The following is a 25,188-nucleotide window of genomic DNA, read 5'->3' as shown; positions in this document are numbered from 1 at the left end:
AGGCGAAATTTCCGGCGTGGTGGCTGGGCCGGACCCGCGCTTGACGCAGCCGGTCAACGCCGTGCTGGCCGCCGAGTTCCCCGCCGTGCCCCGTCCGGCCGTGGAGCGATGTGTCGCGGATGTCTGGGCTTGTGCGGAACACCTCGGCGTCGAGGTGACTCCGGCTATCATCGAAAGGATCGCTCGCGAGCACCTCCTCGCGATGATCAACTCTGCCCCGCCGAGCAGCAGATAACGGGGTAGTCACCAGCCCGCGTTCCGGATGCCGTTTCGCGCCGTTATGCGAGAAGGTAGAAGCGTGAGTGTGCGGACCGAGCCGACCGACTGGAACGGCAGTCGCGACGCCGGAAACGACGGGAGGACCGAGGAGCCCCCGTGAGTCGAAGACGGCGACGAGACCCCCGTGAGAATCCGCCCGACGACGTCTTCGCGGAGATGCTGCTGGCGGCGCGCGAACTGCTCGCCGTGCGGAGCCCGCTGGACGCGGAACTCATGGTGTCCGACATGCTCGGCGCCTGGTGGGGCAAACGGCTGCGCGGCGGCGACGTCGAGCAGATCCTGGGTGAGGGCCTGGTCGACTACGCCGCCAAGGCGGGCAGCCCGGCGGCGCTCACCCTGCTGATCTCGGTGGCCTACCTGGGCACGGCGCGCCAGGCGGCCAAGGCCGAGGGGGCCGCGCTGGCGCTGATGGAGTCCGACGTGGCCCGGCCGCGCTGGGCGGACCGGGTCGGCGCGGTCAAACCCGCCGGCTGTTTCGTCTCCCGGGACATCTACGGCGACCAGGACACCGTCGTCTGCACCTTCAACTACAACGGCGAGGACACCCACGCCCTGGTCATGGTCGTGGACTACAACATGCGCGGCATGGCCAGGGACGCCTGGGTGTCCACCCAGGTGGACAAGCTGCTGGAGCAGGCGGGCCTGGAGGCGGCCGGCAACCCGATGCTGCGCTTCGAGGAGATCGAGCCGCAGCAGGCCCGGGCCCTCCTGGAGTTCGCGATGAAGGCCACCAAGGAGGCGTACGACCGCAAGGCCCCCAAGCTGGTCAGCGACAGCTACAGCGCCTACCACGCGTTCGCGCGGTCCAGGATCAAGGCCTTACCGCCTGGCCGCAAACGGCCGGCGCCACCGCACAGCGAGGCCCCCTACACCCGGGAGCGCCGGGCGATGCTGGCCGCCGAGTTCCTCGGCTCCGACGCGGCCGAGAACCTGTCCGACCCGTCGGCGGCCTCCCGCTGCGCCGACCACATCATCGACTACGGCTGCGACCAGGACTTCGGCCGCCCCCGGCGGGTGAGCCCCACCAAGTGCGAGACCTTCCTGCTGGACTGGCTGCCGCGCAAGGTCATGCTCACGCCCGCCGAGCAGGACGCGATGCCGCACGTGCTGGCCGCCTGGGTGCGGTTCGCCGGGTACCGCATCGGCCTGTCCGAGCACGCCGTACGGGCGACGCTGGACGCGGTCTGGGAGGCGACCGGCCGGTTCACCGAGGCGTACCGGGATCCGACCACGTTCGGGCTCGACCGGTCGCTGGTCGAGCGCCTGCTGCCGGACGGCGACCTGTCCGCGCTGGCCCGCCGGGCGTTCGTGTTCCCGATGCTCCAGGGCAAACACGGCGACATCGACCTGGACGCCCTCAATCCCGCCGACGAGGCCGACCGGCGCATCCTGCTGGAGATCGACCACGCGGCCGAGTTCGACCGGCCCGACTTCGCCGAGCATCTGGCCTGGCACCAGGAGATCGCCGGGCGGCTCTGGGACGGCGACCCGCCGCAGATGTGGGAGGCCGCCCAGCGGCTGATCGACCTCGGCCACGACCGCCACGACGTGCTGCACGTGCTCATCGAGATCGCCGAGCGCATCGGCGACCACCCGGACGAGCTGGCCGCCGCCCTGGACGACATCGCCGACATCCCCGACGAGCCCCCGTCCTGAAGCCGGCCCGCAAGCCTGGGATGTTCCTGAGGGCGCTGAGCTGCCCCGGCGGGCATGATGTGACGATGATCGATCTCAACGCCGACCTGGGCGAAGGGTTCGGCGTCTGGAAACTCGGCGACGACGAGGCTTTGCTGGATGTTGTGACCAGCGCGAACGTCGCATGCGGCTTCCACGCCGGCGACCCGCTCACGATCCGCCGCACGTGCGCGGCGGCCGTCAGCCGAGGGGTGGCCGTCGGCGCCCAGGTGTCCTACCGCGACCTGCCCGGCTTCGGCCGCCGCGACATGGACGTGCCGCCGGAGGAACTGCGCGCCGAGATCCTCTACCAGCTGGCCGCGGTGGACGGCATCGCCCGCGCGTGCGGCGGCCGGGTCTCCTACGTGAAGCCGCACGGCGCCCTCTACAACCGGATCGTCCACGACCCCGTCCAGGCCGAGGCCCTGCTGGCGGCCGTGTCCGACTACCCCGCTCCCGCTCCGCTGCCGGTGCTCACCCTGCCCTCCTCGGTCGTCCATGACCTCGCCCCCCGGTACGGGATCCCCGCGGTCGCGGAGTTCTTCGCCGATCGCACGTACACGCCGGCCGGCACGCTGACCTCGCGGCGTGAAGCCGGGGCGGTCCTGCACGACTCCGCCGAGGTGGCCGCCAGGGCCGTACGGATGGCGGCCGACGGCACGGTGACGGCCACGGACGGCACCGAGCTGGCCATGCGCGCCCGGTCCATCTGCGTGCACGGCGACACGCCCGGCGCGGTGGCGCTGGCGCGGGCCGTACGGGACGCGCTGGCCGGGGCCGGCCTGACCGTGGGGCCGTTCGCGTGACGGGCGCGAGCGGGGTGCTGCGGCGGGTCGGGGAACGCGCCCTGCTGGTGGAGACGGGCGCGCTCGCGGAGTCGCACCGGCTGGACGCCGCCCTGCGCGGGCTGGCCCTCGCGGGCGTGGAGGAGATCGTGCCGGGGCCGGAGACCGTGCTCGTGGTGGCCGCCGAGGAGGACTTCGAGGAGATCTGGGAGCGGGTCGAGGCGGTGGTCCGGGAGCCGGGCGGCCTCGGGCCGGACGCCGGGCCGGCTCCGGCCGAGGTGGTCGTCGAGGTCGAGTACGACGGAGCCGATCTGGCCGTGGTCGCGGAGCTGACGGGCCTGAGCGTGGACGAGGTGGTGGCGCGGCACTGCGCGTCGCCGTTCGTGGTGGGGTGGCTCGGGTTCGCGCCCGGGTTCGCCTACCTGGTGGGGCTCGACCCGGCCTTGGAGGTGCCCCGGCTGGAGGTGCCGCGCACGTCGGTGCCCGGCGGTTCCGTGGCGATCGCCGGGCGTTATTCGGCGATCTATCCGGCGGCTTCCCCGGGTGGGTGGCGGTTGCTGGGCCGTACCAGGACGCGGGTCTGGGATGTGACGGCCGAGCCGCCGTCGCTGCTGCGGCCGGGGACGCGGGTGCGGATGGTGGCGGCGTGATCGAAGTCATGGAGCCGGGTCCGTACGCGACCGTCCAGGATCTCGGGCGGCCGGGGTACGCGCATCTGGGGGTGCCCCGGTCGGGGGCGGCCGACGCCGGCAGCGCGGCGCTGGCGAACCGGCTGGTCGGGAACCCGAAGTCGGCCGCGCTGATCGAGCTCACCTTCGGCGGGGCGGTCCTGCGGTTCGGCCAGGGCGGCTGGATCGCGATCACCGGAGCCTGCTGCCCGGTCCGGGTACGGGGACGCGCGGTCGGCATGGCCGGTCCGGTCTGGGTGCCCGCGGGCGGCGACGTCCGGATCGGTATGCCCACGTCGGGACTGCGGACCTATGTGGCGGTCCGGGGCGGCGTCGCCGTCGAACCGGTCCTGGGGAGCCGCTCCACCGACTCCCTGTCGGGGCTGGGGCCGCCGCCCCTCCAGCGGGGGACCGTGCTGCCGGTGGGGTCCACCGGCGAGCCGCTGTCGGTGGACCTCGCCCCGGTCGCGGGTTTCCCGCCGGACCCGGTCGTCGAGGTGATCCGGGGCCCGCGGGACGACTGGTTCACGCCGGAGGCCCTGGACGAACTGTGCGCGGAGCCGTACGAGGTGAGCTCGGACAGCAACCGGGTCGGCGTGCGGCTGACCGGACGGGCCCTGACCCGGAGCCGGCAGGGCGAGCTGCCGAGCGAGGGCATGGTGGCGGGCGCCGTCCAGGTCCCGCCGAACGGCCAGCCGATCGTCTTCCTGGCCGACCATCCGCCGACGGGCGGCTATCCCGTCGTCGGGGTCGTCCGGGCGACCGACCTGCCGGCCGTCGCGCAGTGCCGCCCGGGGACCCGGATCCGCTTCCGCCTGAGCGAGACGCAGGAGGCCACCGGACCGCTGGACCTCCTGGCGTATCACGAGTGGTTCTGGACGAATCCGATATCCGCGTAGTCCAGGTCGCGGAAGCCGCGGGCGCCGACGTTGGCCAGATCGGCGCGGACCGCCACGTTCTGGGGGCGTTGGTAGAGGGTGAGCACGTTGACCTTCTGCCAGACCAGGCGGTCCGCGGCGTTCAGGTGCGCCTTGGCCTTGACCGGGTCGAGCTCGGCGCCGGCCTGCCGGAGCAGGGCGTCGATCTCGCGGCTGCCGCTGCGCCCCAGGTTGGCGTTCCACCGGACGTCGTCCCCGGGGCCGGTGACGCCGTTCGCGTACGTCCCGTAGCTGGCCGACACCGGGAACGGCGTCCCGACGTAGGAGAAAGGCGCGATGTCGTAGTTGCCGGGGATGACGTATTTGGTGAAGAAATCGCTGCTCGGCACCGTCTGGATGGTCAGCCGCACGCCCAGCGGACGCAGCATCGTCTGCACGATCTCGCCCTCGGACTTGGCCAGTTGCAGGCCGGACGGGATGACGAAGCGGACCGTCAGCTCCTTGCCCTCGCGGACCCGGGCCGCGCCGGTCATCTTCCAGCCGGCCTCGTCGAGCAGCCGGCTGGCCCGCGCCGAATCCTGCGCGCCGAGACTCCCGGCGTTGGCCTGGTAGCCCTCCTGGCTGTTCATCAGGAAGTGGTTGTCCAGCAGGGTCGTCGGCCAGTTCAGCCCCTGCAGGTCGGACTGGGCGATGACCCGCCGGTCCAGGCCGAGCACGAGCGCCTGCCGGACCCGCAGATCCGACAGGACCGGGCTCTCCCCGTTGAAGGTGAGATGCCGGAAGTCGGGCGCGGCGGCCTGGCGCACGACGCCGCCCCGGGTGGTCCGGGCGCGGGCGTAGTCGGGCGCGGACGGCCCGATGTCGAAGACGTCGAGTTCCCCGTTGGCGAAGGCCCCGATCCTGGCGTCGGACTCGAGCCCCCGGAAGATGATCTTGTCGAGCTTGGCCTTGGCCCCCCACCAGGCGTTGTCCCTGGCGAGGGTCACCGTCTTGGCCGTGTGGTCGAAGGAGGCGAACTTGAACGGCCCGGCCGTGACCGGGATCCTGCTCGCCCAGGCGCTGTTGAACGCCTCGGGCGTGGCGTTGGCGGAGGCCGGGTAGAGCGGGGAGAACAGCGAGCGCCAGTCCCCGAAGGGCCGCGCGAAGGTCACCACCACCTGGTAGTCGTCCTTGCCCTTGGCCACGCTCGCGATGTCCTGGTAGCCCGTGACCGCCGCCACCCGGTAGCCGGCGTTGGCCCCGCGCAGCGCCTGCCACTGCGCCGCGTAGTCGGCGAAGGTGATCGGCTTCCCGTCCGACCACTTCGCCGACCGGTTCAGCGTGTACGTCACGACCTGCCGCGGCGCGGTGGCCGTCACCTCGGCCGAGATCACGTAGTCGGGGTCGGCGCTGATGTCGGCCCGCTCGTCGGACCGGAACGCGCGCGGCAGCAGCGCGTCCATGACGGTCTTCACGTCCGCGTGGTTGCCGTCGATGTGGTGCTGGTTCCACTGCGCCGGATACTCCGTCAGCCCCCACCGCAGCGTCCCGCCGTCCCGCACCCGCTCCCGCGGCAGCGGATTGATGTCGTACGCCTTGAGCGGGGACACCGCGGCCACCTCCCCGCCCGGCGCGCCCCCGCAGGCCGTCAGCGCCGGCGACACCGGCAGGAGCCCCGCCAGCAGTGCCCCGATCCATCGTGCTCTCAACGTGTTCCTCCAGAAGGGTGGTGGCAGGCGGCCCCATCCGCCCCGCCAAGCTCGGGCTCCTCGTTCACGCACCGGGACGCCGGCGCGGCGGCGAGCTCCGCGTACACGGGGCAGCGGCCGCGGAAGCGGCAGCCGCCGGGGTACGCCGCCGCTCCCCCGGGCGGTTCCCCCCGCAGCGGCGCCCGCCGCCGGGCCCGTTCCCGCGCCGGGTCCGGCACGGGGACCGCCGCCAGCAGCGCCCGCGTGTACGGATGACGGGGTTCGGCGAAGACGGCCTCGACCGGGCCGATCTCGACGATGCGTCCCGCGTACATGACCGCGACCCGGTCCGCGATCCCCCGGACGAGGGCCAGGTCGTGGGCGACCAGCAGGTAGGACAGCCCCAGCCGCGCCTTCAGGTCCGCCAGCAGCGCGATGACCTCGGCCCTGATCGAGACGTCCAGCGCGGACACCGGTTCGTCGAGCACCAGCAGCCGGGGGGCCAGGGCCAGCGCGCGGGCGATCGCGATGCGCTGCCGCTGGCCGCCGGAGAAGTCCTGCGGGTAGCGCGCGGCCTGCCCGGGGTCCAGCCCGACCAGCCGGAGCAGCTCGGGCACCCGGTCGGCGGCGAGCCCGTGCGCGCGCAGCGGTTCGGCCACGATGTCGTGCACGGTCATCCGGGGGTCCAGGCTCGCCATCGGATCCTGGAAGACCACCTGCAGGTCCCGCCGGAGCTCCAGCCGTTCCCGCCGGGTCAGCCCGGCCGTGTCCCGGCCCAGCACCACGATCCGCCCGGCCTGCGGCGCGGCCAGCGCGAGGATCTCCATCAGCGTCGTGGTCTTGCCGCAGCCCGACTCGCCCACCAGCCCGAACGTCTCCCCCGCCCGTACGGCGAAGCTGACCCGGTCCACCGCGCGGGCGCCCCGCCCGTACCGCTTGACCAGGCCCTCGACCTGGAGCACCCGCTCGCCCCCAGGCGGCGGGGCCGATCGGCGGTGTCGCCGGTCGATCCGGGGTACGGCCGCGAGCAGGTTCCGCGTGTAGGCGGTGCGCGGCCGGAAGAAGAGGTCGTCCACCGGCGCGGTCTCCTCGACGCGGCCGGCGCGCAGCACCATGACCCGGTCGGCAAGGCCGGCCACGACGCCGAGGTCGTGGGTGACGAAGACGACGGCGGCCCCGGTCTCCCGGCGGGCGGTGCCGAGCACGTCCAGGATCTGGGCCTGGACGGTGACGTCCAGCGCGGTGGTCGGCTCGTCGCAGATGATCACGTCCGGGTCGTTGGCCACGGCCATCGCGATCATGACGCGCTGGCGCATGCCGCCGGAGAACTCGTGCGGGAAGGCCCGCGCCCGGCGGCCGGGCTCGGGGATGCCGACCAGGTCGAGCAGGTCGACCGCCCGCGCCCTGGCCTGCTTCCTGGGCAGGTCCTGATGCGCCAGGATCGCCTCGGCGACCTGGTCGCCGATCCGGTGCACCGGCGTCAGCGCGGCGAGCGGGTCCTGGAAGACCATGGCCAGGGACCTGCCGCGCAACGCGGTGAGCTCCTTCTCCGGCGCGCCGAGCAGTTCCCGGCCGTGCAGCCGCACCGAGCCGGTGACCGCGGCCTGCCGGGGCAGCAGGCCGAGCACGGCCAGCACGCTCACGGACTTGCCCGAGCCGGACTCGCCGACGACGCCGAGGACCTCCCCGCGCGCGACCTCGAAGGCGACCCCTTGCACGGCCGGGGTCTCCCCGAACCGCACCGTCAGGTCGCGCACCTCCAGGACCGTCACCGCCGCCTCCCGTCCGAGGTGGGGTCGAAGGCGTCCCGCAGCGCGTCGCCGATCAGGTTCACCGCGAGCACCAGCAGGACGAGCAGCCCCGCCGCGAACCAGAACGTCCAGGGCGCGTAGAGCGCCGTCCTGGCGCCGTCCGCGATCAGCCCGCCGAGGGACACGTCCGGCGGGCGCACCCCGAACCCGAAGTAGGACAGCGAGGTCTCGGTCAGGATGGCCGCGCTGACGTTGATCGTGGCGTCCACGATCAGCAGCGAGGCCATGTTGGGCAGCACGTGCCGGAAGATGATCCGGTAGCCGGGCACGCCCATGAAGCGGGCGGCCAGCACGTACTCCCGTTCCTTGATCGAGATGGTCATGCCGCGGACCACCTTGGAGGTGACCATCCACATGAACGCGGCGAGCAGCATCACCAGGACGAGCCACGCGCCGTGGCCGATGGCGGGCGACAGGACGGCGATGACCAGGAACGCCGGCAGCACGAGCAGCAGGTCCGTGACCCAGCCGAGCACCCGGTCCGTCCAGCCCAGGTAGTAGCCCGCGAACGCGCCCACGACGGCGGCGACCCCCGTGGACACCACCGCGACCAGCAGCCCGATCAGCAGCGACTTCTGCATGCCGCGCAGCGTCAGCGCGAACACGTCGCCGCCGGTCTGCGTGGTCCCGAACCAGTGCGCCCAGGACGGCCCTTGCAGGAACGCCAGGAAGTCCCTGTCCTCGTACGACCACGGCCCGACCACCGGCCCGGCGAACGCCAGCACGAACAGCCCCCCGAGCAGCACCACCCCGGCCCGCCCGCCCCAGGACCCCGCGAACCGCCCCAGCACGATCCGCCACCGCGCCGGGACGCGGACGACCGGCTCCCCCGGCGGCGTCACCCGCACGCCCGCGACCGCGTCCGGCTTCATGTCATGGGTCATGTCGCGCGCACCCGCGGGTCGAGCACGGCGTGCAGCACGTCGGCGGCCACGGCGGCCACCAGCAGGGCCACCGCGGCCAGGCAGCTGATGGCGGCCACGGTGTTGACGTCGTTGGCGCGGATGGAGGCGACCAGCTGCTGGCCCAGCCCGTACCACCCGAAGATGGTCTCGGTGACGGTGGTGCCGACGAGCAGGGCGCCGAAGGTGAAGGCGAAGTACGTGGCCACGGGGATCAGGGCCACCCGCAGGGCGTGCCGCCCGTACGCGGCGCGGCGGGTGAGCCCCTTGGCGCGGGCGGTGCGCACGAAGTCGGCGCCGAGCACGTCCAGGAGCATGTTGCGCTGGTAGCGGCTGAAGACGGCGGCCATGCCGAGGGCGAGGGTGAGCGTCGGCAGCACCAGATGCCGGAGGCGGTCGAGCACCGAGTCGACGCCGGGCGTGGCCTCGCCGCTGACCAGGAATATCTTCATGCCGGTCAGGTCGTTGAGCCAGACCGCGCCGATGATCAGCACGTTGGCCAGCACGACCGTCGGCACGGCCAGCACGCCGAAGGACGCGAGGGTGGAGAGCCGGTCGAACCACCCGTACTGCCCCACGGCCGCGCAGGCGCCCACGGCGATCCCGGCCACCGCGCCCAGCAGCAGGCCGGCCGCGACCAGGCGGAGCGTCACCCCGGCCCGGCGGCCGAGGTCGTCGTTGACGGACGCGCCGTTCCAGGTGCGCCCGAAGTCCCCGCGCAGCGCGCCGCCCGCCCAGGTGGCGAAGCGGGAAGCCAGCGGCTCCTTGTCGTTCAGGTTGTAGGCCGCCAGCTGGGCGTCGACCGCGGACTCGGGCGGACGCGGCGTGCGCTCGGCGTAGTTGGCGCGCGGGTTCAGCGCGACGGCGGCCAGCAGGTAGGCCACGCTGGCGGCGACGGCCACCAGCACGACATACCCGATCAGCCGCCGGGCCAGAAACCCCGCCACCTGGTCGCCCCCTGACACCGGATAACAACAGTGCGCAACAGAGTAGCGACTATGAGTGACAGTTTCAGGCCAGCCGGACCCGCGGATCGAGGAACGAGTACGCGACGTCCACCACGATGTTGGCCACCACGATGAACGCCGACGCCAGGATGGCCGCGCCGATGATCACCGGCAGGTCCCCGTACCGGACCGAGCGGATCATGAGCTGCCCGAGCCCCTGCAGGCCGAACACCGACTCGGTGACGACGACGCCGCCGAGCAGGGTGCCGATGTCCACGCCGAACTGGGTGACCACGGGCGTCAGCGCGGCCCGCAGCCCGTGCCGGTAGGTGACCCGGCGCTCCGGCGCGCCCTTGGCCCGCGCGGTGCGGATGTAGTCCTCGCCGAGCGTGTCGAGCATCGAGCCCCGGGTGAGCCGCACGTACACGGCGGCCTGCACGACCGCCAGGCAGACCCAGGGCATGATCATGACCTGGAGGAAGCCCTTCAAGTCCAGCAGCGGCGAGATGTACGGCCCCGGCTGCAACCCCGTCCACGGGAACACCGACAGCGCCAGATAGACCATCAGCATGCCGAGCACGAACGTCGGCAGCGAGATGCCGGCCAGCACCAGCACGGTCGTCGTACGGTCCAGGACGCTGCGCGGCCGGACCGCGCTGATCACCCCGCCGGTGATGCCCGCCGCCATCCACAGCACCGCCGCCCCCGCGACCAGCCACAGCGTGCCGGGCAGGCTCTGCATGATGAGCGTGGTCACGGGCGTCTGGCTGATGAAGGAGATGCCCAGATCCCCGTGGAGCAGGTTGCCCAGGAAGCTCGCGTACTGCTCCCACATCGACCGGTTCAGGCCCAGCGTGTCCTTGATCTGCTCGATCACCTCCATCGGCGCGCGCGGCCCGGCCAGGCGGCGGGCCACGTTGTCGGCGGGACCGGCGAAGAAGAGCAGGAAGACCGTGGTGGCCACCAGCCAGAGCACGATCACGCCGAACAGGACCCGGCGGATGATGAAGCGTGTCATCGGCGGCTACTTTCCGGGAAGCAGCCGGTCGCTGCGCGGGTCGAGGGCGTCGCGGATGCCGTCCCCGAGCAGGTTGAAGGACAGCGTGGTGAGCAGGAGCATCAGCGCGGGGAAGACCAGCAGCCCGGGGGCGACCCGGTAGAAGTCCACCGAGTCGGCCAGGATGGCGCCCCAGCTGGCGGTGCGGGGGTCCACGCCCAGGCCGAGGAAGGACAGCGTGGCCTCGAACACGATGGAGGTCGGGATCAGCAGCGTGGCCAGCACCGTGACCGGCGCGATCAGGTTCGGCACCACGTCCACGAACATGGTGCGCACCTTGCCCGCCCCCATCGACCGCGCCGCCTCGATGAACTCCCGCTCCTTGTACGCGATGGTCTGCCCCCGCACCACCCGCGCCATGGCCGCGAACGAGAAGAACGCGATCACGAAGATCATCAGCGGCACGCTCGCCCCCAGCGCCGCCACCAGCACGATCGCCACCAGCAGGTACGGGAAGCTCAGCACCACGTCCAGCACCCGGGCCAGCACGCCGTCCACCCAGCCGCCGTAGAACCCGGCGACCATGCCGGCCACGATCCCGAAGACGGTGGCCAGCAGCGTGGACAGCAGGCCCACCAGGAGCGAGATCCTCGCGCCGTACAGGATGCGGATGAACAGGTCGCGGCCGAGGCTGTCGGCGCCCAGCCAGAAGTCCGAGCCGGGTCCCACCGGCAGGCCCTCCGGCGTCAGCCCGGTCTCCGGGAACTGGGCCTGCGGGTCGTGGCCGGTGATCGCCGCGAACACGGGCGCGAGCAGCGCCAGCAGCACGATGACGGCGATCACCCCCAGCGAGACCATCGCCGCCCGGTCCCGGGCCAGCCGCTCCCAGGCCAGCCGCCACGGCCCTTTCCCCCGGACCGCCGGCGCCTCCTCGGGAACGTGCTCCGCCTCCGCCGAGGCGTCCGTCAGGCTCATTCGCCACCCCTGTCCGGCTCCGTACGGCCCAGCCCGGGCTCGGTCGACTCCTGCGGGATCCCCGCGTGCTCCGCACCGAGACGCTCGCCCGGTACGACCGGGAAGTGGCACGCGGCGGAGTGGTCGCCGCCCGGCAGCAACAGGGGGTCCTCGCGCACGCACCGGGCCTGGGCCTTCGGGCAGCGCGGATGGAACCGGCAGCCCGAGGGCGGCGTGATGGGCGAGGGCACGTCGCCGGTGAGCACGATCCGCTCGCGCCGGGCCGACAGGTCGGGGTCGGCCACCGACGCGGCCGACAGCAGCGCGTTGGTGTACGGATGCCGCGGCGTCTTGTACAGATCCTCCCCCGGCGCGATCTCCACGATCCGCCCGAGGTACATCACCGCCACCCGGTCGCTCACGTACCGGACCACCGACAGGTCGTGCGCGATGAACACGTACGTCAGCCCCAGCTCCGCCTGGAGGTCCTTCAGCAGGTTGATGACCTGCGCCTGGATCGACACGTCCAGCGCGGACACCGGCTCGTCGCAGACCACCAGCCGGGGCCGGGACGCCAGCGCCCGCGCGATCCCGATGCGCTGCCGCTGCCCGCCGGAGAACTCCGCCGGGAACCGGTTGAAATGCTCGGGGTTGAGCCCAACCAGCTCCATCAGTTCCTGGACCCGCCGGCGGCGCTCGGCCGCGTTCCCGATCCGGTGGATGACCAGGGGGTCGGCGATGATGGAGCCCACCCGCCGCCGCGGGTTGAGCGAGCCGTACGGATCCTGGAAGATCATCTGGACGTCGCGCCGGAAGCCCTTGCCGCCGATGGGCGCGCCGTCGAACTCGATGGAGCCCGACGTCACCGGATAGAGGCCGGTCACGCAGCGGGCCAGCGTGGACTTCCCGCAGCCGGACTCGCCCACGATCCCGAGGGTCTCCCCGGCCCGCACCTGGAGGCTCACGCCGTCCACGGCGTGGACCCGGCCGACCTCGCGCCGGAGGAACACACCCTTCCTGATCGGGAAGTACTTCCGCACGTCGGAGACGTTGAGCAGGGGCGTCACGAGGATTCCTCCGTACGCCGCCGCGCGGCCTCGGGGCCCAGCCCGACGACGTCCAGCGGCAGCCAGCACGCCGACAGGTGCTCCTCCCCCATCAGCGGCGGCACGTCCGTCCGGCATTTCGGCATGACGTACGGGCAGCGCGGATGGAACGCGCAGCCGGACGGCGGCCTGAGCAGGCTGGGCGGCTGCCCCGGCACCGGCTTGAGCCGCTCCTTGGCCCCGGTGGTGCTGGGCACCGACTCCAGCAGCCCCACCGTGTACGGATGGTGCGGCCGGTAGTACAGCTCCCGCCGTTCCGCGACCTCGATCGGCTTGCCCGCGTACATGACGAGGACCTGGTCGGCCATGTCGGCGATCACCCCGAGATCATGGGTGATCATGATGAGGGCGGTGTCGAACTCCCGCTGGAGCCGGGCCATCAGGTCCAGGATCTGCGCCTGCACGGTCGCGTCCAGCGCGGTCGTGGGCTCGTCCGCGATGATCAGCTTGGGTTGCAGGGCCAGCGCCATGGCGATCATCGCGCGCTGCCGCATGCCGCCGGAGAACTGGTGCGGGTAGTCGTCCACCCGCCGGTCCGGCTGCGGGATGCCGACCAGGGCCAGCTGCTCGATCGCCCACTTGCGGGCCTGCGCCTTGGTGGTCGCGGGCTCGTGGATCCGGATCAGCTCGACGATCTGCCAGCCCACGGTGTACAGCGGGTGCAGGCTGGACAGCGGATCCTGGAAGATCATCGCGATCTGCGCCCCGCGCAGCCGCCGCAGCTCCTCCGCCGGCATGCCGATCAGCTCGCGCCCCTCGAACCGCGCCGAACCGGACACCTCGGCGCCCCGGGTGAGCCCCATCAGCGTCTGCGTGCTGACGCTCTTGCCCGAGCCCGACTCGCCCACGATGCCGAGCGTCCTGCCCCGCTCGACCTCGAAGCTCATCCCCCGGACGGCCCGCACCACGCCGTCCGGCGTCGGGAACGACACCGTGAGCCCGGAGACCTCCAGCAGCGCCATCAGCCCAGCCACAGCTGCGTGTAGTCGAACTGCTGGGACAGCGGCGAGTAGACCGCGTTCTGCACCCGGCTGGAGTGGAAGGTCGGCACGTTCTGCGAGATGACCGGCACGATCGGCGCGTCCGCCATGATCATGGCGTTGGCCTCCTTCCAGTAGCCCGCCGCGGCGGACTCGGTCCCGGCCGTGAGCGCCTTGTCGATCAGCGCGTTGACCGCGGGGTTGTTGTAGGCGCCGTAGTTGGTGGAGCCCTCGGTGTAGTTGCGTCCGTCGAACAGCGGCACGACGACCGACCGGCCGTTGTTGCCGTACCAGTCGGGCAGCCAGCCCGGGCCGCCGATGTCCCACTTGCCTTCGCGGCTCTTGGCCACGCTCGACAGGTACCGCCCGTAGAAGTCGTCAGGCGAGGTGGCGATGAGGTTGCTGGTGATGCCGCACTTGCCCAGGTCACCCGCGATGGACTGGGCCACCTTGGCGTGGTTGCCCGTGGTCCGGTACGGGAACTGGAGCACCAGGCCGGACACGCCCGCCTGCGCCAGCATCGTCCGGCATTTTGCCGGGTCCCCGGTGTGCCCCGGCACCATGTACGGCTTGACGTCCGCGTCGAACCCGATGCTGCCCGGCGGGATCGCCCCCTCCACCACGGTGTTCAGCCGGGGCCCGCCGAAGATCTGCGCGATCGCCACCTTGTTGACGGCGTAGTTGATCGCCTGCCGTACCTTCACGTCGGCCAGGGCGCGGTTGTTGTTGGGGCTCTGCAGGTTGAAGACCAGGAACGGGTTGAGCGAGGAGCCCTCGTACACGTGGAAGCCCGGGTCGCCGTTGAGCCGCTGGATGGCCGAGGTGGGCACCGGCTGGTCCCAGGACAGGTCCGAGAGCCCGGCCTCCAGGAGCTGCTGCACGACGTCGGCGCTCTCCTGGCCGAGCGTGATCTGGATGCGGTCCACGTACTGGTGCCGGACCGGGTCGGCCTCCTGGTTCCAGGACGGGTTGCGCACCAGCAGGATCGTCCGCCCCGCCTGGTAGTTCCCGATCTGGTACGGCCCCAGCGAGATCGTGTTCTGCCGGAAGTCCGGCCCGTCGGGCACGAACTTCTCGTACTCCACGGGAGCTGGCGAGGCGAACGGCAGCGCCATGATGTTGAGGAAGTCACTGGCCTTGTTGGTGAGCCGGATCTCCAGGGTGGCCGCGTCGACCGCGCGTACCCCCTTGATCTGGTTGGCCGCCATGAAGTGCGCGATCCCGGCCGCCGTCTTCGGCGCCTTCTGGAAGGCGTTGAAGAACTCCTGCATGCCCTCGATCGTCTGGGTGTAGTACGAGATCCCCCCGGACGGCTGCACCGGGTTCGCCAGCCGCTTGAGCCCCCGGACGAAGTCGGCCGCCGTCACCTGCCGCGCGGGCTTGGTGTTCCACCGCACCCCTTGCCGGATCTTGAACGTGTACGTGCGCCCGTCGCCGCTGATCTCCGGCAGGCTCTCCGCCACGTCCGGCACGACCGCGATGGCCTTCTCGAAGTCATTGCTCGCCGGATAGGTCACCAGCTGCCGGGTCCACGTCCGGTTCAGGTTGTACGCGACGACCGTGTACGACGAGGAGGGATCCAGATGGTCCACGTCGCCGGACCCGACGACCTTGAGCGTGCCGCCCGGCTGCGGGATGCCGCCCCCACCGGGGAGGGCGTGGTCCTCGTGCCCCCCGCACGCCGCCGCGACCATCACGATCGCCGCGAGCGCCACACCGTCGCGGATCTTCACCGAGCCCACCCCCCGGCATCAATAGTGAGATCCGGTGGGGTGGCTTAACGCCACGAGCAGGCAAAACTCTGATCAGGACAGCTCGTCCACGGCTGAGCGCACGTCCTCGCTGGTGATGGTGACCAGTTCGGCCGCGCTGGCGCTGCTCTGCGCCGCCAGCCGCACGTCCCGGCGGAGCGCGGCCCGCTCGTACAGCGAGCGCGCGAACCGCCCGTTGCCCAGGCCGTCGATCAGCCGCTCCTGGCAGACCCACGCGAACACGTCCGCCAGGTCCCGCGACGCGGCCGGATCGAAGCGGTCCCCCGCGGTCTCCGCGGTCATCGCCGCGATCTCGGCCAGCTCCTCGGGCGAGTACGAGGGGAACGCCACCCGCTGGTTGAACCGGCTGGCCAGCCCCGGGTTGGTGGCCAGGAACGCGTCCATCTCCCGCTCGTAGCCGGCCAGGATGATCACCAGCCGGTCCCGGTCGTCCTCGGCCCGCTTGAGCAGCGTCTGCACGGCCTCCTGGCCGAACGCGTCCCCGCCCGAGTATCCGGTGTTGGCCAGGCTGTACGCCTCGTCCACGAAGAGCACGCCGCCCAGCGCCCGGTCGACCAGCTCGTTGGTCTTGATCGCGGTCGCGCCGAGATGCTGCCCGACCAGGTCGGCCCGGGACGCCTCCACCACGTCGGATCTGGCCAGCAGCCCGAGCGCCGAGAAGATCCGCCCGAGGATGCGGGCCACCGTGGTCTTCCCCGTCCCGGGCGGCCCGGCGAAGACGAAGTGCCGCATCTGCGACTGCACCGGGAGCCCCTGCTCCTCCCGCATGCGGGCCACCCGCAGCTGCGCGGTGATCGCGTGCACCTGCCGTTTGACCGGTTCCAGCCCGGCCATGCGATCCAGGTCGCGCAGCGCGTCCTCCAGCGTCGGCGTGGCCTGGTAGCCGCGGAAGCGCGCGGTGATCTCGTTGAACGCCTTGCTCACGTCGGCGGCGGTGGTGGTGACCAGGTCCTCGCCGCGGGGCGCGCCGCCCGCGCTGACCACCCGGACGTCCCTGGCCTGCGCCGCCGCCTCGGTGACGCTGCGGGCGAACCTGGCGTTGCCCAGCTCGTCGACCAGGCCGCGCCGGTGCACGTCCTCGAACAGGCCGCGCAGCACCGGGCGCGCCTCGGGGGCGAGCCGGTCGCCGCGCCCGGCCTGCAGCGACTCGGTGATCGCGAGCAGTTCGTCGGCGTCGTAGCTGGGGAACCTGACCCGGCTGGAGAATCGGCTGGACAGCCCGGGGTTGGAGCCCAGGAAGGCGGCCATCTCCTTCTCGTAGCCGGCCAGGATGATGATGAGCCGGTCCCGGTCGTCCTCGGCGCGTTTCAGCAGCGTCTGCACGGCCTCCTGGCCGAACCGGTCCGGCTGCCCGTCCCCGGAGTTGATCAGCCCATACGCCTCGTCCACGAAGAGCACGCCGCCCAGTGCCCGGTCGATCAGCTCGTTGGTCTTGATGGCGGTGGCCCCGAGGTACTCGCCCACCAGGTCGGCCCGCTGCGCCTCCACCACGAACGGCGTCTCCAGCAGCCCGAACGAGTAGAAGATCTTGGCCAGGCTGCGGGCCACGCTGGTCTTGCCGGTGCCGGGCGGGCCCACGAACACGAAGTGCCGCATCGGCGGCTCGGTGCTGTAGCCCGCCTCCCGGCGCAGCCGGGCCGCCTCGATGGAGGCCGCGATGGAGCGGACCTGCTCCTTGACCGGGGCCAGCCCGATCATGCCCTCCAGCTCGCCGAGGGCCTGCTCCACGGTGATCGGGGGCGGTGTCTTCTGGCCGCGTTCGGCGGAGGGCTGCTGGTAGCCGCCCGCCCGGCCGCGCTGCTGGGCGGGCACGTCCTCGACCGGCATGTCCGCCTTCACCCGGCGGGCCTGCACCAGGCGGAAGACCAGGGCGACCGCGGCCACGCCGTACGCGCCCCAGATGCTGGCGGCGAAGGAGATCGAGGACAGCGCGAAGCCCACGGCGGCGGCCGGGCCGAGGGCGGCCAGGGCGGTCAGCCAGGGCGGCACCCAGCGGATCAGGTGCGCCGCCGCGCCGACCACGATGCCCAGCAGGAAGAGCATGAACAGCGCGTACGGCCCCGCGCCCTGGCCGCTGAGCGCGCCGAGCACCCAGGGCGTGAGCACCGTCCACCCGGCCAGCACCAGCGTGGTCGCGGCGGCGCGCGGGAAACGCAGCGCCAGCGCGACGAAGGCCAGCAGCACGACGGTGACGAAGAACGTGCTCCACAGCGACCACCCGAAGGCCACCGCCAGGGCGAGCGCCCCGATCAGCCCGCCGATGAAGACCGCCCGTCTGGCGAACGGCGGGAGGTGGAAATAGCGAAGTCGCACCTGCTCGAACAGGTCCCGTGCTGCCGCGCGTCCCGTGGGACGGGCCCGGCCATCCTCCCGCATGACACCTCCCCGGTCGCCCCCGGTTATACCGCACGGAAGCGTCGAATGGACGTCCCCGCCGGATTCGGCGCGTCTTCTCCGCTGCCCCGAATCCGTCAGTCCAGCACGTCGGCCCGGAGTTGCGGAAATACCTTGGCGACCTTGGACAGAAGGTAGTCGCCGTATGTGCCGGTGAACGCCCTGAGGTCCTGTCCGTCCCAGCGCGGCCTCCCGCCGTCCAGGCGCGGCCGGGACGGCAGCGGCGGCACTTCGCTGTCCCAGCCGGGATCGAAGAAGAACGGGAAGGACAGGCGTTCCGCGCCGCTCTCGTTGCGCACCCGGTGCGGGGTGGAGCGGTAGTGCCCGCCGGTCAGCTTGTCGAGCATGTCGCCGATGTTGCAGACGAAGGTGCCGGGGATGGGCGGCGCGTCGATCCAGCCGCGCGCGGTGTGCACCTGCAGGCCCGCGTTCTCGTCCTGGAGCAGCAGGGTGAGCAGGCCGTAGTCGGTGTGCTCGCCGACTCCCCAGCCGTCGTCGGAGGGCTCGGCGGGCGGGTAGTGGAAGATCCGGAACAAAATGGTCGGGTCGGCCGTGTACCCGGTGGCGAAGTAGTCCTCCTCCAGGTCCAGGCTGAGCGCGACGCCCCGCATGACCGCCTGCGCGACCTCGGTCATCACGTCCAGGTAGCGCAGCACCGCCGCGCCGAGCTCGGGCACCTCCTCGGGGAACAGGTTGCGTCCCCGCAGCGGCCGTCCGTCGGGCTCCCGCTCCGCGCCGAAGTAGACGCCCTCCTTCAGGTCCGGACGCCCCGAGGTGAGCTCTCCGCCCACGGGGAAGAAGCCCCGCCAGGCCCGCCCGCCGGCGGCCATCGAGATCTTCATCTTGGTGTCCGGCGGGAGTTCGAAGAAGCGCCGCGCGCTCGCGTCCAGCCGCGCGATCAGGTCGGCCGGGACCCCGTGCCCGCTGATGTAGAAGAAGCCGCTGTCCACGCAGGCCGCCTCGATCCGCTTGGCGACCTCTTCGGTGGGCCCGCCGCCGAGCAGCGGTGAGACGTCGATGACCGGAAGTTCACTGCCCATCGCACTATTCTCTCCGGTTTGGCCTGATTTCCGATAGAAATCAGGTACGTAGCCCCACTACGCTCCTTACGTCTATGCGAAGGGACACGTAGTGCGGCGCTGGCTTCCGTCATTCGTGCTGTTGGCCGCCATCTGGGGCAACAGCTTCTTCTTCATCAAAGTGGCCGTCGGAGCGCTGCACCCGCTCCAGGTCTCCTTCGGCCGGATGGCCGTCGGCGCCCTCACCCTGCTGATCATCCTGTACGCCACCGGCCGCCGCCTCCCCCGCGACCCCCGCCTCTGGGGCCACTTCGCCGTCGCCTCGGTGACCCTCACCACCATCCCCTTCACCCTCTTCGGGTACGGCGAGCAGTACGTCTCCTCGGTCCTGGCCGCCATCTGGAACGCCACCACCCCGCTCTGCACGCTGCTGTTCGCCCTGGTGCTGCGCACCGAGAAGGTCACCGCCAAGCGGGTCACCGGCCTCGGCCTGGGCTTCGCCGGGGTCATGGTCGTGCTCGGGGTGTGGGAGCCGATGGCGGGCGGCGCCCTCATGGGCAGCCTGGCGTGTTTCACCGCGGCCGCCTGTTACGGCCTGGGCGGGGCGTACCTGGGGAGGTTCATCGTGAACCGGGGCGAGGAGCCGCTGGTCCTGGCCACCGGGCAGCTGGTGGCGGGCACGGTACAGCTCGCGGTCATCACCCCGCTGGCCGGGCTGCCGCTGGTCGACTTCTCGGCGCCCGCGGACGCCTGGGCCAGCCTGCTCGCCCTCGGCGCCCTCGGCACCGGCCTCGCCTACCTGCTCCTCTACCGCGTCCAGCGCCTCGCGGGCGTGACCACCACCTCCACGGTCACCTACCTGCTCCCGATCTTCGCGACCGTCTCGGGCGTGGCCATCCTGGACGAGCGCCTCACCTGGCACCAGCCCGTGGGCGCCGTGATCGTCCTGGCCGCCATCGCCCTCACCCAGAACATCCGCCTGCGGCGCGCCACACCGGAGAAGGTACCCGTCTGATCAGTCCGCTTTGCCGGTGCGGCGGCCGGCCACCAATGTGTCGCCGGACTCGCCGCCGGCGGGGCGGGGGGTTTCAGGGACGCCGGCCGGGGCCTCGGTCTTGCTCTCGGTGGTCTCCTCGGGGCGCTTGGGGCGGCGGCCCCGGGGTTTCGGGAGGGTCTCGGTGACCTCCTCGGAGGGGCTGGCGGAGGCGGGGAAGGTGACGGGGCCCTTGGGGTCGGGCTTCTTCTCGGGGCGGGGCTCGCGAAGGGCGTTGATGACCGCGTCGGCCTCGGCCTCGGCGGCGAGGTCGTCGGCCTCCTCGGCGTCACGCCGTTTGATGACCACCATGTGGTCCACCGAGAGCCGTCCCGCGCCGTTCACGGAGAGCAGCACGGAGGCCGCGCCGAGGGCGACGATCAGGCTGATGTCGCCGCCGGTGAGCGGCAGCCCGGCGTCACCGGCGGTCAGGATGAACACCGCGAGCGCCTCGGCGAACAGCAGCATGCCGACGAAGGAGACGGCCAGACCGGCGACGAGCAGGGTGCCGCCGATCAGCTCGATGAGCATCGTGGAACCGGCCCATAACTTGGGGGCGGGCGCGCCCAGCTGGGCGAACTGGTCGCCGGTCTTGAGCAGGCCGGCCTCCAGCTTCTGCCAGCCCTGGGCGAAGAAGATCCCGCCGACGCCCAGCCGGGCCGCCAGCGAGGCGAGGTCGTGGAATGTTCTGTTCACGGGGACCATTCTGGGACTGGTAGGGGACGCTTCCTATGCATTTCTCCCCATAACAGGCACGGTCATGTCAGACCGCAACCCGTTCGCGCTCCCGCTCCGCGATCCGCGCGGCCTCGCGCCGGGGCAGCAACACGGCCACCGAGACCGCGGTGACCAGCAGGAACAGCACGCTCACGAGCACCGCCGAGTGCAGCGCGCCGACGAACGCGAACCGGGCCTCGGCCAGCAGGGAGGCTCCGGCCGGGCCGCCGATCTCGGTGGCCACGTGGGCGGCGGCGGCCAGCGACTCCCGGGCCTGCGCCGCCGACTCGGGCGGCAGGTCCGGCGGCACCAGCAGCGCGGGCGCGTACACGAGCGTGGTGATCGTGCCGAGTACGGCGATGCCGAGACCCGCCCCCAGCTCGTACGCGGTCTCCTCAATCGCGGCGGCGCCGCCCGCGCGGGACTCCGGGGCCGACGCCATGATGGTGTCCGAGGCGGCCAGCAGCGCCACCTCGACGCCGAAGCCGATGCCCACGAAGCACACCGCGAGCATCACGGGATGGTCCTCGACCCCCCAGGCCAGCACCGGCATCAGGGCCAGCGCGGTGAGCGCGAGCCCGCCGCTCATGGTGGCCCGCAGGCCCACCCGGTCCAGCAGCCGGGCCGCCGTCAGGCCGCCCACGATGGCCGCGATCATCAGCGGCACCATCCGCACGGCCGCGCCGAGCGGCGAGAGCCCGAGCACCAACTGCAGGTACTGGGCGAGCATCAGCTCCAGGCCGACCAGGGCGAAGATGGCCAGCAGCACGCAGACCACCCCGGTGGCGAAGCCCCGCCGGCGGAACAGGTCCACGTCCAGCAGCGGCGTGGCCAGCCGCCGCTGCCGCGCGGTGAACCACACCAGCAGGGCCACCCCGGCCGCGAAGACCAGTACGGCGGCCCCGCGCCCGATCGTGTGCCCGTACCCGGCCTCCTTGAGCCCGAAGGCGAGGGCGAGCAGGCCCGCCACGGAGAGCAGGGCGCTGAGCGCGTCCCAGGGATGGTCGCGGCGCTCGGTGGGCGGCAGCAGGCGGACCGCCAGCGGCAGGGCGATCAGCAGCAGCGGGACGTTGATCAGGAAGACCGCGCCCCACCAGAAGTGCTCGACCAGGACGCCGCCGAGCATCGGGCCGACGGCCGCGCCCCCGGCGGCGACCGCGCCCCAGACGCCGAGGGCGATCGCGCGCTCCCTGCGGTCGGTGAAGACCTGCCGGATGATGGACAGGGTGGCCGGCATGATCATGGCGCCGCCGACGCCCAGGAAGGCGCGGGCCAGGATCAGGGCCAGCGGGGTGGGGGCGAACGCGGCGGCCAGCGAGGCCAGGCCGAAGACGAGATAGCCGCCGAGGACGAAGGCGCGCCTGCCGTACCGGTCGCCGAGGGTGCCGAAGGTGACCAGCAGGGGGGCCACCACGAGCGAGTAGCTGTCGATGATCCACAGCAGCTGGACCGCGGAGGGCTCCAGCGCGGCGGTCAGCGCGGGCACCGCGATGTGCAGCACGGTGGCGTCTACGGCGACGAGGAGAAGACTGAAGCAGAGCAGCGCCAGGACGTGCCACCGGTTCGCGCTCCGCCCGGCTCCTCCAGGTTCGCCCCTGAGAAAGACCATGATCGCTCAGGGGGTCCTGGCCCGGATGGACATGCGTGGCAGCTTAGGTGATACGCGAAGGATCCTCAGGCATTCCGGCAAACAGTCAAGTCACGCATTCGCGGACTACTAGTCACATATCGTGAGCCCATGATGCCTTGGAGTCCTGAAATATCCGGACGCGTGGAGAAGGTCACGGTTGTCAGCGATCAACTGCGGGGCAACGCCCTCGGCGACCCGTACGAACGGCCGCTCTGGATCTATCTCCCGCCGGGCTACGACGACACCGCCGGACGGTACCCGACGATCTACGTGCTCCAGGGCTACTCGGGGCAGGTGACCATGTGGGACAACCGCGCCGCGTGGCGGCCGACCTACCCCGAACTCCTGGACGAGCTGTTCACCTCCGGCGAGGCCCCGCCCGCGATCGTCGTCTTCGTGGACGCCTGGACCAGGCTCGGCGGCAGCCAGTTCGTGGACTCGGCGGGCCACGGCCGCTACCACTCCTACCTCTGCGACGAGATCGTCCCGTACGTGGACGCCCGCTACCGGACCCTCGCCGCCGCCGAGCACCGCGCGATCACCGGCAAGTCCAGCGGCGGCTACGGCGCGATGATCACCCCGATGCTCCGCCCCGGCCTGTTCGGCGCGCTGGCCACCCACGCCGGCGACTGCCTCTTCGACGTGCTCTACCCGCGCGAGTTCCCCCCGGCCGCCCGCACCCTGCGCGACGAGTACGAGGGCTCCTGGGACCGCTACCTGACCCGCTTCTTCGACACCGGCGGCCGCTGCCCCGGCAGCGACATGATCCTCCTGTACGGCAACGCCGCCTCCTACTCCGCCAACGAGGACGGCACGGTTGACATCCCCTTCGACGCCACCGGCCACCTGATTCCGGAAATCTGGCAGAGATGGCTGGAATATGACCCGGTGGTCATGGCCGGCGAGCGCCCCGAGACGCTGCGCGGCCTGCACTCCATCTGGATCGACGCGGGCCGCAGCGACCAGTACTACCTGGACCTGGGCGCGACCGCCTTCCACCGCGCGGTCCGCGCCGCCGGCGTCCCGGAGGACCGGGTCAGCTTCGAACTCTTCGACGGCACGCACAGCAACCTTGAACACCGGTACGTGATGGCCGTCAAGTGGCTCACGCCGCGCTTGACACCTGAGAACCTCTCTAGAGAGATATAGGTATATGTCCGACACCTAGGCAATCAAAGGCAGGCGCTGGATCATGCGGTGGGTGGGGAACGATGCCGAGGAGTCATCCGCGCATGCCCGGCGCGAAAGCGGTTCCGAGGACTCGGTCCCGAACGACCGTGCCGACCCTCGGGCCTGGTGCGCGGTTGCGGCTTCCAGGCTCAGCCGCGACCGACCGGAGGCGGCACTGGAGGCCGCTCGTCAGGCGGTGGATCGTGAACCGCACGGCGAGTGGGGGCATCGCCTGGCGAGCCTCGCCCTGGAGCGCCTGGGCCGCGACTCCGAGGCGGTCGACGCGGCCCAGGAGGCCGTCCGGCTCGCGCCGGGCTCCTGGGCCGCGCGCCTCCGCCTGGCCGGGGCCCTGCGGCACCTACCGGGCCGCTGGCGCGAGGCGTCCGCGGAGGCCGCCAAAGCCGTCAGGTACGCCCCGGAGGAGCCGGGCCCGCACGCGCTGTCCGGAGATCTGGCCCTGGCCCGAGGCGACCACCGGCGGGCCGCCACGGCCTACCGGGCGGCGCTCCGCCGCGATCCCGGCCACACCGGGGCCCGGGTGAACCTGGGCCTCACCTATCTCGGCTGGGAGCCCGCCGGCCGCCACCACGACCCGGCCTGGGAGACCGACCCCGCCGAGACCGGCCAGACCCGGCAGGCGCTGCTCGTCTGGTCCTGGCAGGTCAGGATCCTGCTCGCGGTCGCGCTCACGGCGGTCGCGGTGGCCGCCCAGGTCTTCGACCTGCACCTGCAGGCGCAGATCGGCGGCGCGCTGGTGCTGGGCGCGGTGCTCGCGCTCACCCTCCGGCAGATCGGCGGGATCCGGACCTGGTCGTACGTGCCGGCCATGCTCGGCCGGGACCTGTGGCTGAGCGTCGCGGTCTCGGTCGCGTTCTTCTCGATCGCAGGGTACGTGGTCGGCCTGGCCACCCTGCCGGAGCCAGGCGACACGGGCTGGGTGTGGCCGGGCGCGCTCGGCCTGGTGCTGTTCAACCCCGTGGGCGTCGTGCTGCTGTGGCTGCTCGTGGAGGCGTGGCGGGGTCGGCCGGTGAAGGCGCTGACCGAATTCGCGCACGCCTCCGCCAACCGGGTGGCCCGGCGCAACATGGACGTGGCGTTATGGATCATCGCGGGGCGGGCCTGGTGGGGGCTGCTGGCCCTCTCCGTGCTGCCGGTTCCCCGGCTGGCACTGGCCGCGCTGGCGGTCCCGGTGGCGATGGTGCTGGTCGGGCGGAAGACCAACCCGCGCGGCGTGGTACGGCGGGACCGGTGGCTGGTGGTGGCGCTGGCCTTCCTGGTGGCGTCGTCGGTCTCGCTGGCGGTGGGCGGCGTCGTGCCGTCCATGGACCGCGCCTGGCTGGGGGCGTGGCTGGCGCTGACCGCCGCCGCGCTGGCGTTCTGCGCGCGGGCGGTCCGGGCCAGGTTCCGGGGCACGCCGGGCCCGTGGCGGGCCGCGCTGACCCGGGTCGAACTGCCGACCGGGGACATCAGCCCGTCCTCCGACCTCACCGACGAGGTCAGGCACGCGGTCACGTTCTCGCGCAGCGTGGTGCTCTCCTACACCGGTCCCGACGGCCCCCGCTCGGTCGCGGTGAGCGCGGTCACCTCGGTGAGCCGCTCCGGCGAGCTTCGGGTGATCGCGGGCGACGAGGCGTGGGAGGCCGTGGAGCGCGACCCGCGGGTCGCCATCTTCGTGGGCGACCCGCGGTTCTGGGCCGAGGTGCGCGGGGTCGCCATCGCCGACAACGACGTGCTGCGCATCACGCCCAGGGACGTGATGGTGCGCGAGTACCCGGGCCGCCAGGCCCGGGCCCGCTGAAATTCGG

At 72.1% G+C, this 25,188-nt stretch carries 21 protein-coding genes; 8 read left to right on the top strand and 13 right to left on the bottom strand.

Translation table 11 applies throughout. The annotated features are described in order from the left end of the window. Positions 1-40: 40 nt before the first annotated feature. From Aph01nite_RS13980 to Aph01nite_RS13960, 5 genes are all read left to right on the top strand, one after another. Positions 41-235 carry a hypothetical protein gene (locus Aph01nite_RS13980; RefSeq protein ID WP_239161672.1) on the top strand — a complete coding sequence of 65 codons (195 nt, stop codon included), beginning with the start codon at positions 41-43 and terminating at the stop codon, positions 233-235. Between the two features lie 200 nt (positions 236-435). Beyond that, a complete protein-coding gene (locus tag Aph01nite_RS13975) occupies positions 436-1,935 on the top strand; it encodes a hypothetical protein (RefSeq protein ID WP_239161671.1) in 1,500 nt (499 codons plus the stop codon). 65 nt (positions 1,936-2,000) lie between these two features. Then, a complete protein-coding gene (locus Aph01nite_RS13970; protein WP_204041281.1) occupies positions 2,001-2,759 on the top strand; it encodes a LamB/YcsF family protein in 759 nt (252 codons plus the stop codon). Next, the gene (locus Aph01nite_RS13965; RefSeq protein ID WP_239161663.1) at positions 2,756-3,388 is read left to right on the top strand and encodes a 5-oxoprolinase subunit B family protein; all 633 of its coding nucleotides are present in this window, start codon (positions 2,756-2,758) and stop codon (positions 3,386-3,388) included. The genes Aph01nite_RS13970 and Aph01nite_RS13965 overlap by 4 nt, the downstream gene beginning before the upstream one ends. Further along, positions 3,385-4,305: a 5-oxoprolinase subunit C family protein gene (locus Aph01nite_RS13960; RefSeq protein WP_239161662.1), complete on the top strand. Its 921-nt coding sequence runs from the start codon at positions 3,385-3,387 to the stop codon at positions 4,303-4,305. The genes Aph01nite_RS13965 and Aph01nite_RS13960 overlap by 4 nt, the downstream gene beginning before the upstream one ends. Here the strand turns inward: Aph01nite_RS13960 and Aph01nite_RS13955 are convergent. The 11 genes from Aph01nite_RS13955 to Aph01nite_RS13905 all read right to left on the bottom strand — a co-directional run bounded on the left by Aph01nite_RS13955 (position 4,269) and on the right by Aph01nite_RS13905 (position 18,854). Next, a complete protein-coding gene (locus Aph01nite_RS13955; RefSeq protein ID WP_239161661.1) occupies positions 4,269-5,972 on the bottom strand; it encodes an ABC transporter family substrate-binding protein in 1,704 nt (567 codons plus the stop codon). The two genes, Aph01nite_RS13960 and Aph01nite_RS13955, sit on opposite strands and share 37 nt — an antisense overlap. Continuing rightward, positions 5,969-7,723, bottom strand: a complete 1,755-nt coding sequence (locus tag Aph01nite_RS13950) for an ABC transporter ATP-binding protein (RefSeq protein ID WP_204041280.1) — start codon at positions 7,721-7,723, stop codon at positions 5,969-5,971. The genes Aph01nite_RS13955 and Aph01nite_RS13950 overlap by 4 nt, the downstream gene beginning before the upstream one ends. Continuing rightward, entirely contained in the window at positions 7,720-8,646 is a 927-nt protein-coding gene (locus tag Aph01nite_RS13945; RefSeq protein ID WP_373872294.1) for an ABC transporter permease, read from the bottom strand. The genes Aph01nite_RS13950 and Aph01nite_RS13945 overlap by 4 nt, the downstream gene beginning before the upstream one ends. Next, positions 8,643-9,611 carry an ABC transporter permease gene (locus Aph01nite_RS13940; protein WP_204041279.1) on the bottom strand — a complete coding sequence of 323 codons (969 nt, stop codon included), beginning with the start codon at positions 9,609-9,611 and terminating at the stop codon, positions 8,643-8,645. Before Aph01nite_RS13940 ends, Aph01nite_RS13945 begins: the two co-directional genes overlap by 4 nt. Before the next feature lie 64 nt (positions 9,612-9,675). Next, complete coding sequence (locus Aph01nite_RS13935) at positions 9,676-10,629, bottom strand: ABC transporter permease (RefSeq protein ID WP_204041278.1); 954 nt, start codon at positions 10,627-10,629, stop codon at positions 9,676-9,678. A 6-nt stretch (positions 10,630-10,635) separates the two neighbouring features. Next, positions 10,636-11,583: an ABC transporter permease gene (locus Aph01nite_RS13930; protein ID WP_204041277.1), complete on the bottom strand. Its 948-nt coding sequence runs from the start codon at positions 11,581-11,583 to the stop codon at positions 10,636-10,638. Further along, positions 11,580-12,629, bottom strand: a complete 1,050-nt coding sequence (locus Aph01nite_RS13925; protein WP_204041321.1) for an ABC transporter ATP-binding protein — start codon at positions 12,627-12,629, stop codon at positions 11,580-11,582. Before Aph01nite_RS13925 ends, Aph01nite_RS13930 begins: the two co-directional genes overlap by 4 nt. Beyond that, positions 12,626-13,630 (bottom strand): ABC transporter ATP-binding protein, encoded by a 1,005-nt coding sequence (locus tag Aph01nite_RS13920; protein ID WP_204041312.1) that lies wholly within the window; start codon positions 13,628-13,630, stop codon positions 12,626-12,628. The genes Aph01nite_RS13925 and Aph01nite_RS13920 overlap by 4 nt, the downstream gene beginning before the upstream one ends. Beyond that, positions 13,630-15,381, bottom strand: a complete 1,752-nt coding sequence (locus Aph01nite_RS13915) for an ABC transporter substrate-binding protein (RefSeq protein ID WP_239161660.1) — start codon at positions 15,379-15,381, stop codon at positions 13,630-13,632. Before Aph01nite_RS13915 ends, Aph01nite_RS13920 begins: the two co-directional genes overlap by 1 nt. Positions 15,382-15,453: 72 nt before the next feature. Next, positions 15,454-17,796, bottom strand: coding sequence for an AAA family ATPase (locus Aph01nite_RS13910; protein ID WP_204041276.1), 2,343 nt, complete (start codon positions 17,794-17,796; stop codon positions 15,454-15,456). Between the two features lie 95 nt (positions 17,797-17,891). Further along, entirely contained in the window at positions 17,892-18,854 is a 963-nt protein-coding gene (locus Aph01nite_RS13905; protein ID WP_204041275.1) for an isopenicillin N synthase family dioxygenase, read from the bottom strand. A 91-nt stretch (positions 18,855-18,945) separates the two neighbouring features. Between Aph01nite_RS13905 and Aph01nite_RS13900 the strand changes: the two genes are divergently transcribed. After that, on the top strand, positions 18,946-19,848 hold the full coding sequence (locus Aph01nite_RS13900; protein ID WP_204041274.1) for a DMT family transporter: 903 nt from the start codon (positions 18,946-18,948) through the stop codon (positions 19,846-19,848). Here Aph01nite_RS13900 and Aph01nite_RS13895 read toward each other — a convergent pair whose 3' ends face one another. Next, positions 19,849-20,562 carry a DoxX family protein gene (locus Aph01nite_RS13895; protein ID WP_204041273.1) on the bottom strand — a complete coding sequence of 238 codons (714 nt, stop codon included), beginning with the start codon at positions 20,560-20,562 and terminating at the stop codon, positions 19,849-19,851. A 67-nt stretch (positions 20,563-20,629) separates the two neighbouring features. Next, complete coding sequence (locus tag Aph01nite_RS13890) at positions 20,630-22,192, bottom strand: MFS transporter (protein WP_204041272.1); 1,563 nt, start codon at positions 22,190-22,192, stop codon at positions 20,630-20,632. Positions 22,193-22,321: 129 nt separating this feature from the next. On the opposite strand from Aph01nite_RS13890, the gene Aph01nite_RS13885 reads away from it, so the two are divergent. Together Aph01nite_RS13885 and Aph01nite_RS13880 are read left to right on the top strand one after the other, a co-directional pair. Continuing rightward, a complete protein-coding gene (locus Aph01nite_RS13885; protein ID WP_204041271.1) occupies positions 22,322-23,362 on the top strand; it encodes an alpha/beta hydrolase in 1,041 nt (346 codons plus the stop codon). Between the two features lie 43 nt (positions 23,363-23,405). Further along, positions 23,406-25,181 carry a tetratricopeptide repeat protein gene (locus tag Aph01nite_RS13880; protein WP_373872293.1) on the top strand — a complete coding sequence of 592 codons (1,776 nt, stop codon included), beginning with the start codon at positions 23,406-23,408 and terminating at the stop codon, positions 25,179-25,181. Positions 25,182-25,188 lie beyond the last annotated feature (7 nt).

It is taken from the genome of Acrocarpospora phusangensis (genome assembly GCF_016862995.1).
GTDB lineage: Bacteria > Actinomycetota > Actinomycetes > Streptosporangiales > Streptosporangiaceae > Acrocarpospora > Acrocarpospora phusangensis.
This window is presented reverse-complemented; position numbering and strand designations above follow the sequence as displayed.

What these genes read in the sequence shown, in the direction of transcription:
- Aph01nite_RS13975 (WP_239161671.1), top strand. Translation starts at nt 436, where the DNA reads ATGCTGCTGGCGGCGCGCGAACTGCTCGCCGTGCGGAGCCCGCTGGAC.
- Aph01nite_RS13970 (WP_204041281.1), top strand. Translation starts at nt 2,001, where the DNA reads ATGATCGATCTCAACGCCGACCTGGGCGAAGGGTTCGGCGTCTGGAAA.
- Aph01nite_RS13945 (WP_373872294.1), bottom strand. Translation starts at nt 8,646, where the DNA reads ATGACCCATGACATGAAGCCGGACGCGGTCGCGGGCGTGCGGGTGACG.
- Aph01nite_RS13935 (WP_204041278.1), bottom strand. Translation starts at nt 10,629, where the DNA reads ATGACACGCTTCATCATCCGCCGGGTCCTGTTCGGCGTGATCGTGCTC.
- Aph01nite_RS13930 (WP_204041277.1), bottom strand. Translation starts at nt 11,583, where the DNA reads ATGAGCCTGACGGACGCCTCGGCGGAGGCGGAGCACGTTCCCGAGGAG.
- Aph01nite_RS13920 (WP_204041312.1), bottom strand. Translation starts at nt 13,630, where the DNA reads ATGGCGCTGCTGGAGGTCTCCGGGCTCACGGTGTCGTTCCCGACGCCG.
- Aph01nite_RS13910 (WP_204041276.1), bottom strand. Translation starts at nt 17,796, where the DNA reads ATGCGGGAGGATGGCCGGGCCCGTCCCACGGGACGCGCGGCAGCACGG.
- Aph01nite_RS13905 (WP_204041275.1), bottom strand. Translation starts at nt 18,854, where the DNA reads ATGGGCAGTGAACTTCCGGTCATCGACGTCTCACCGCTGCTCGGCGGC.
- Aph01nite_RS13890 (WP_204041272.1), bottom strand. Translation starts at nt 22,192, where the DNA reads ATGGTCTTTCTCAGGGGCGAACCTGGAGGAGCCGGGCGGAGCGCGAAC.
- Aph01nite_RS13885 (WP_204041271.1), top strand. Translation starts at nt 22,322, where the DNA reads ATGATGCCTTGGAGTCCTGAAATATCCGGACGCGTGGAGAAGGTCACG.
- Aph01nite_RS13880 (WP_373872293.1), top strand. Translation starts at nt 23,406, where the DNA reads ATGCGGTGGGTGGGGAACGATGCCGAGGAGTCATCCGCGCATGCCCGG.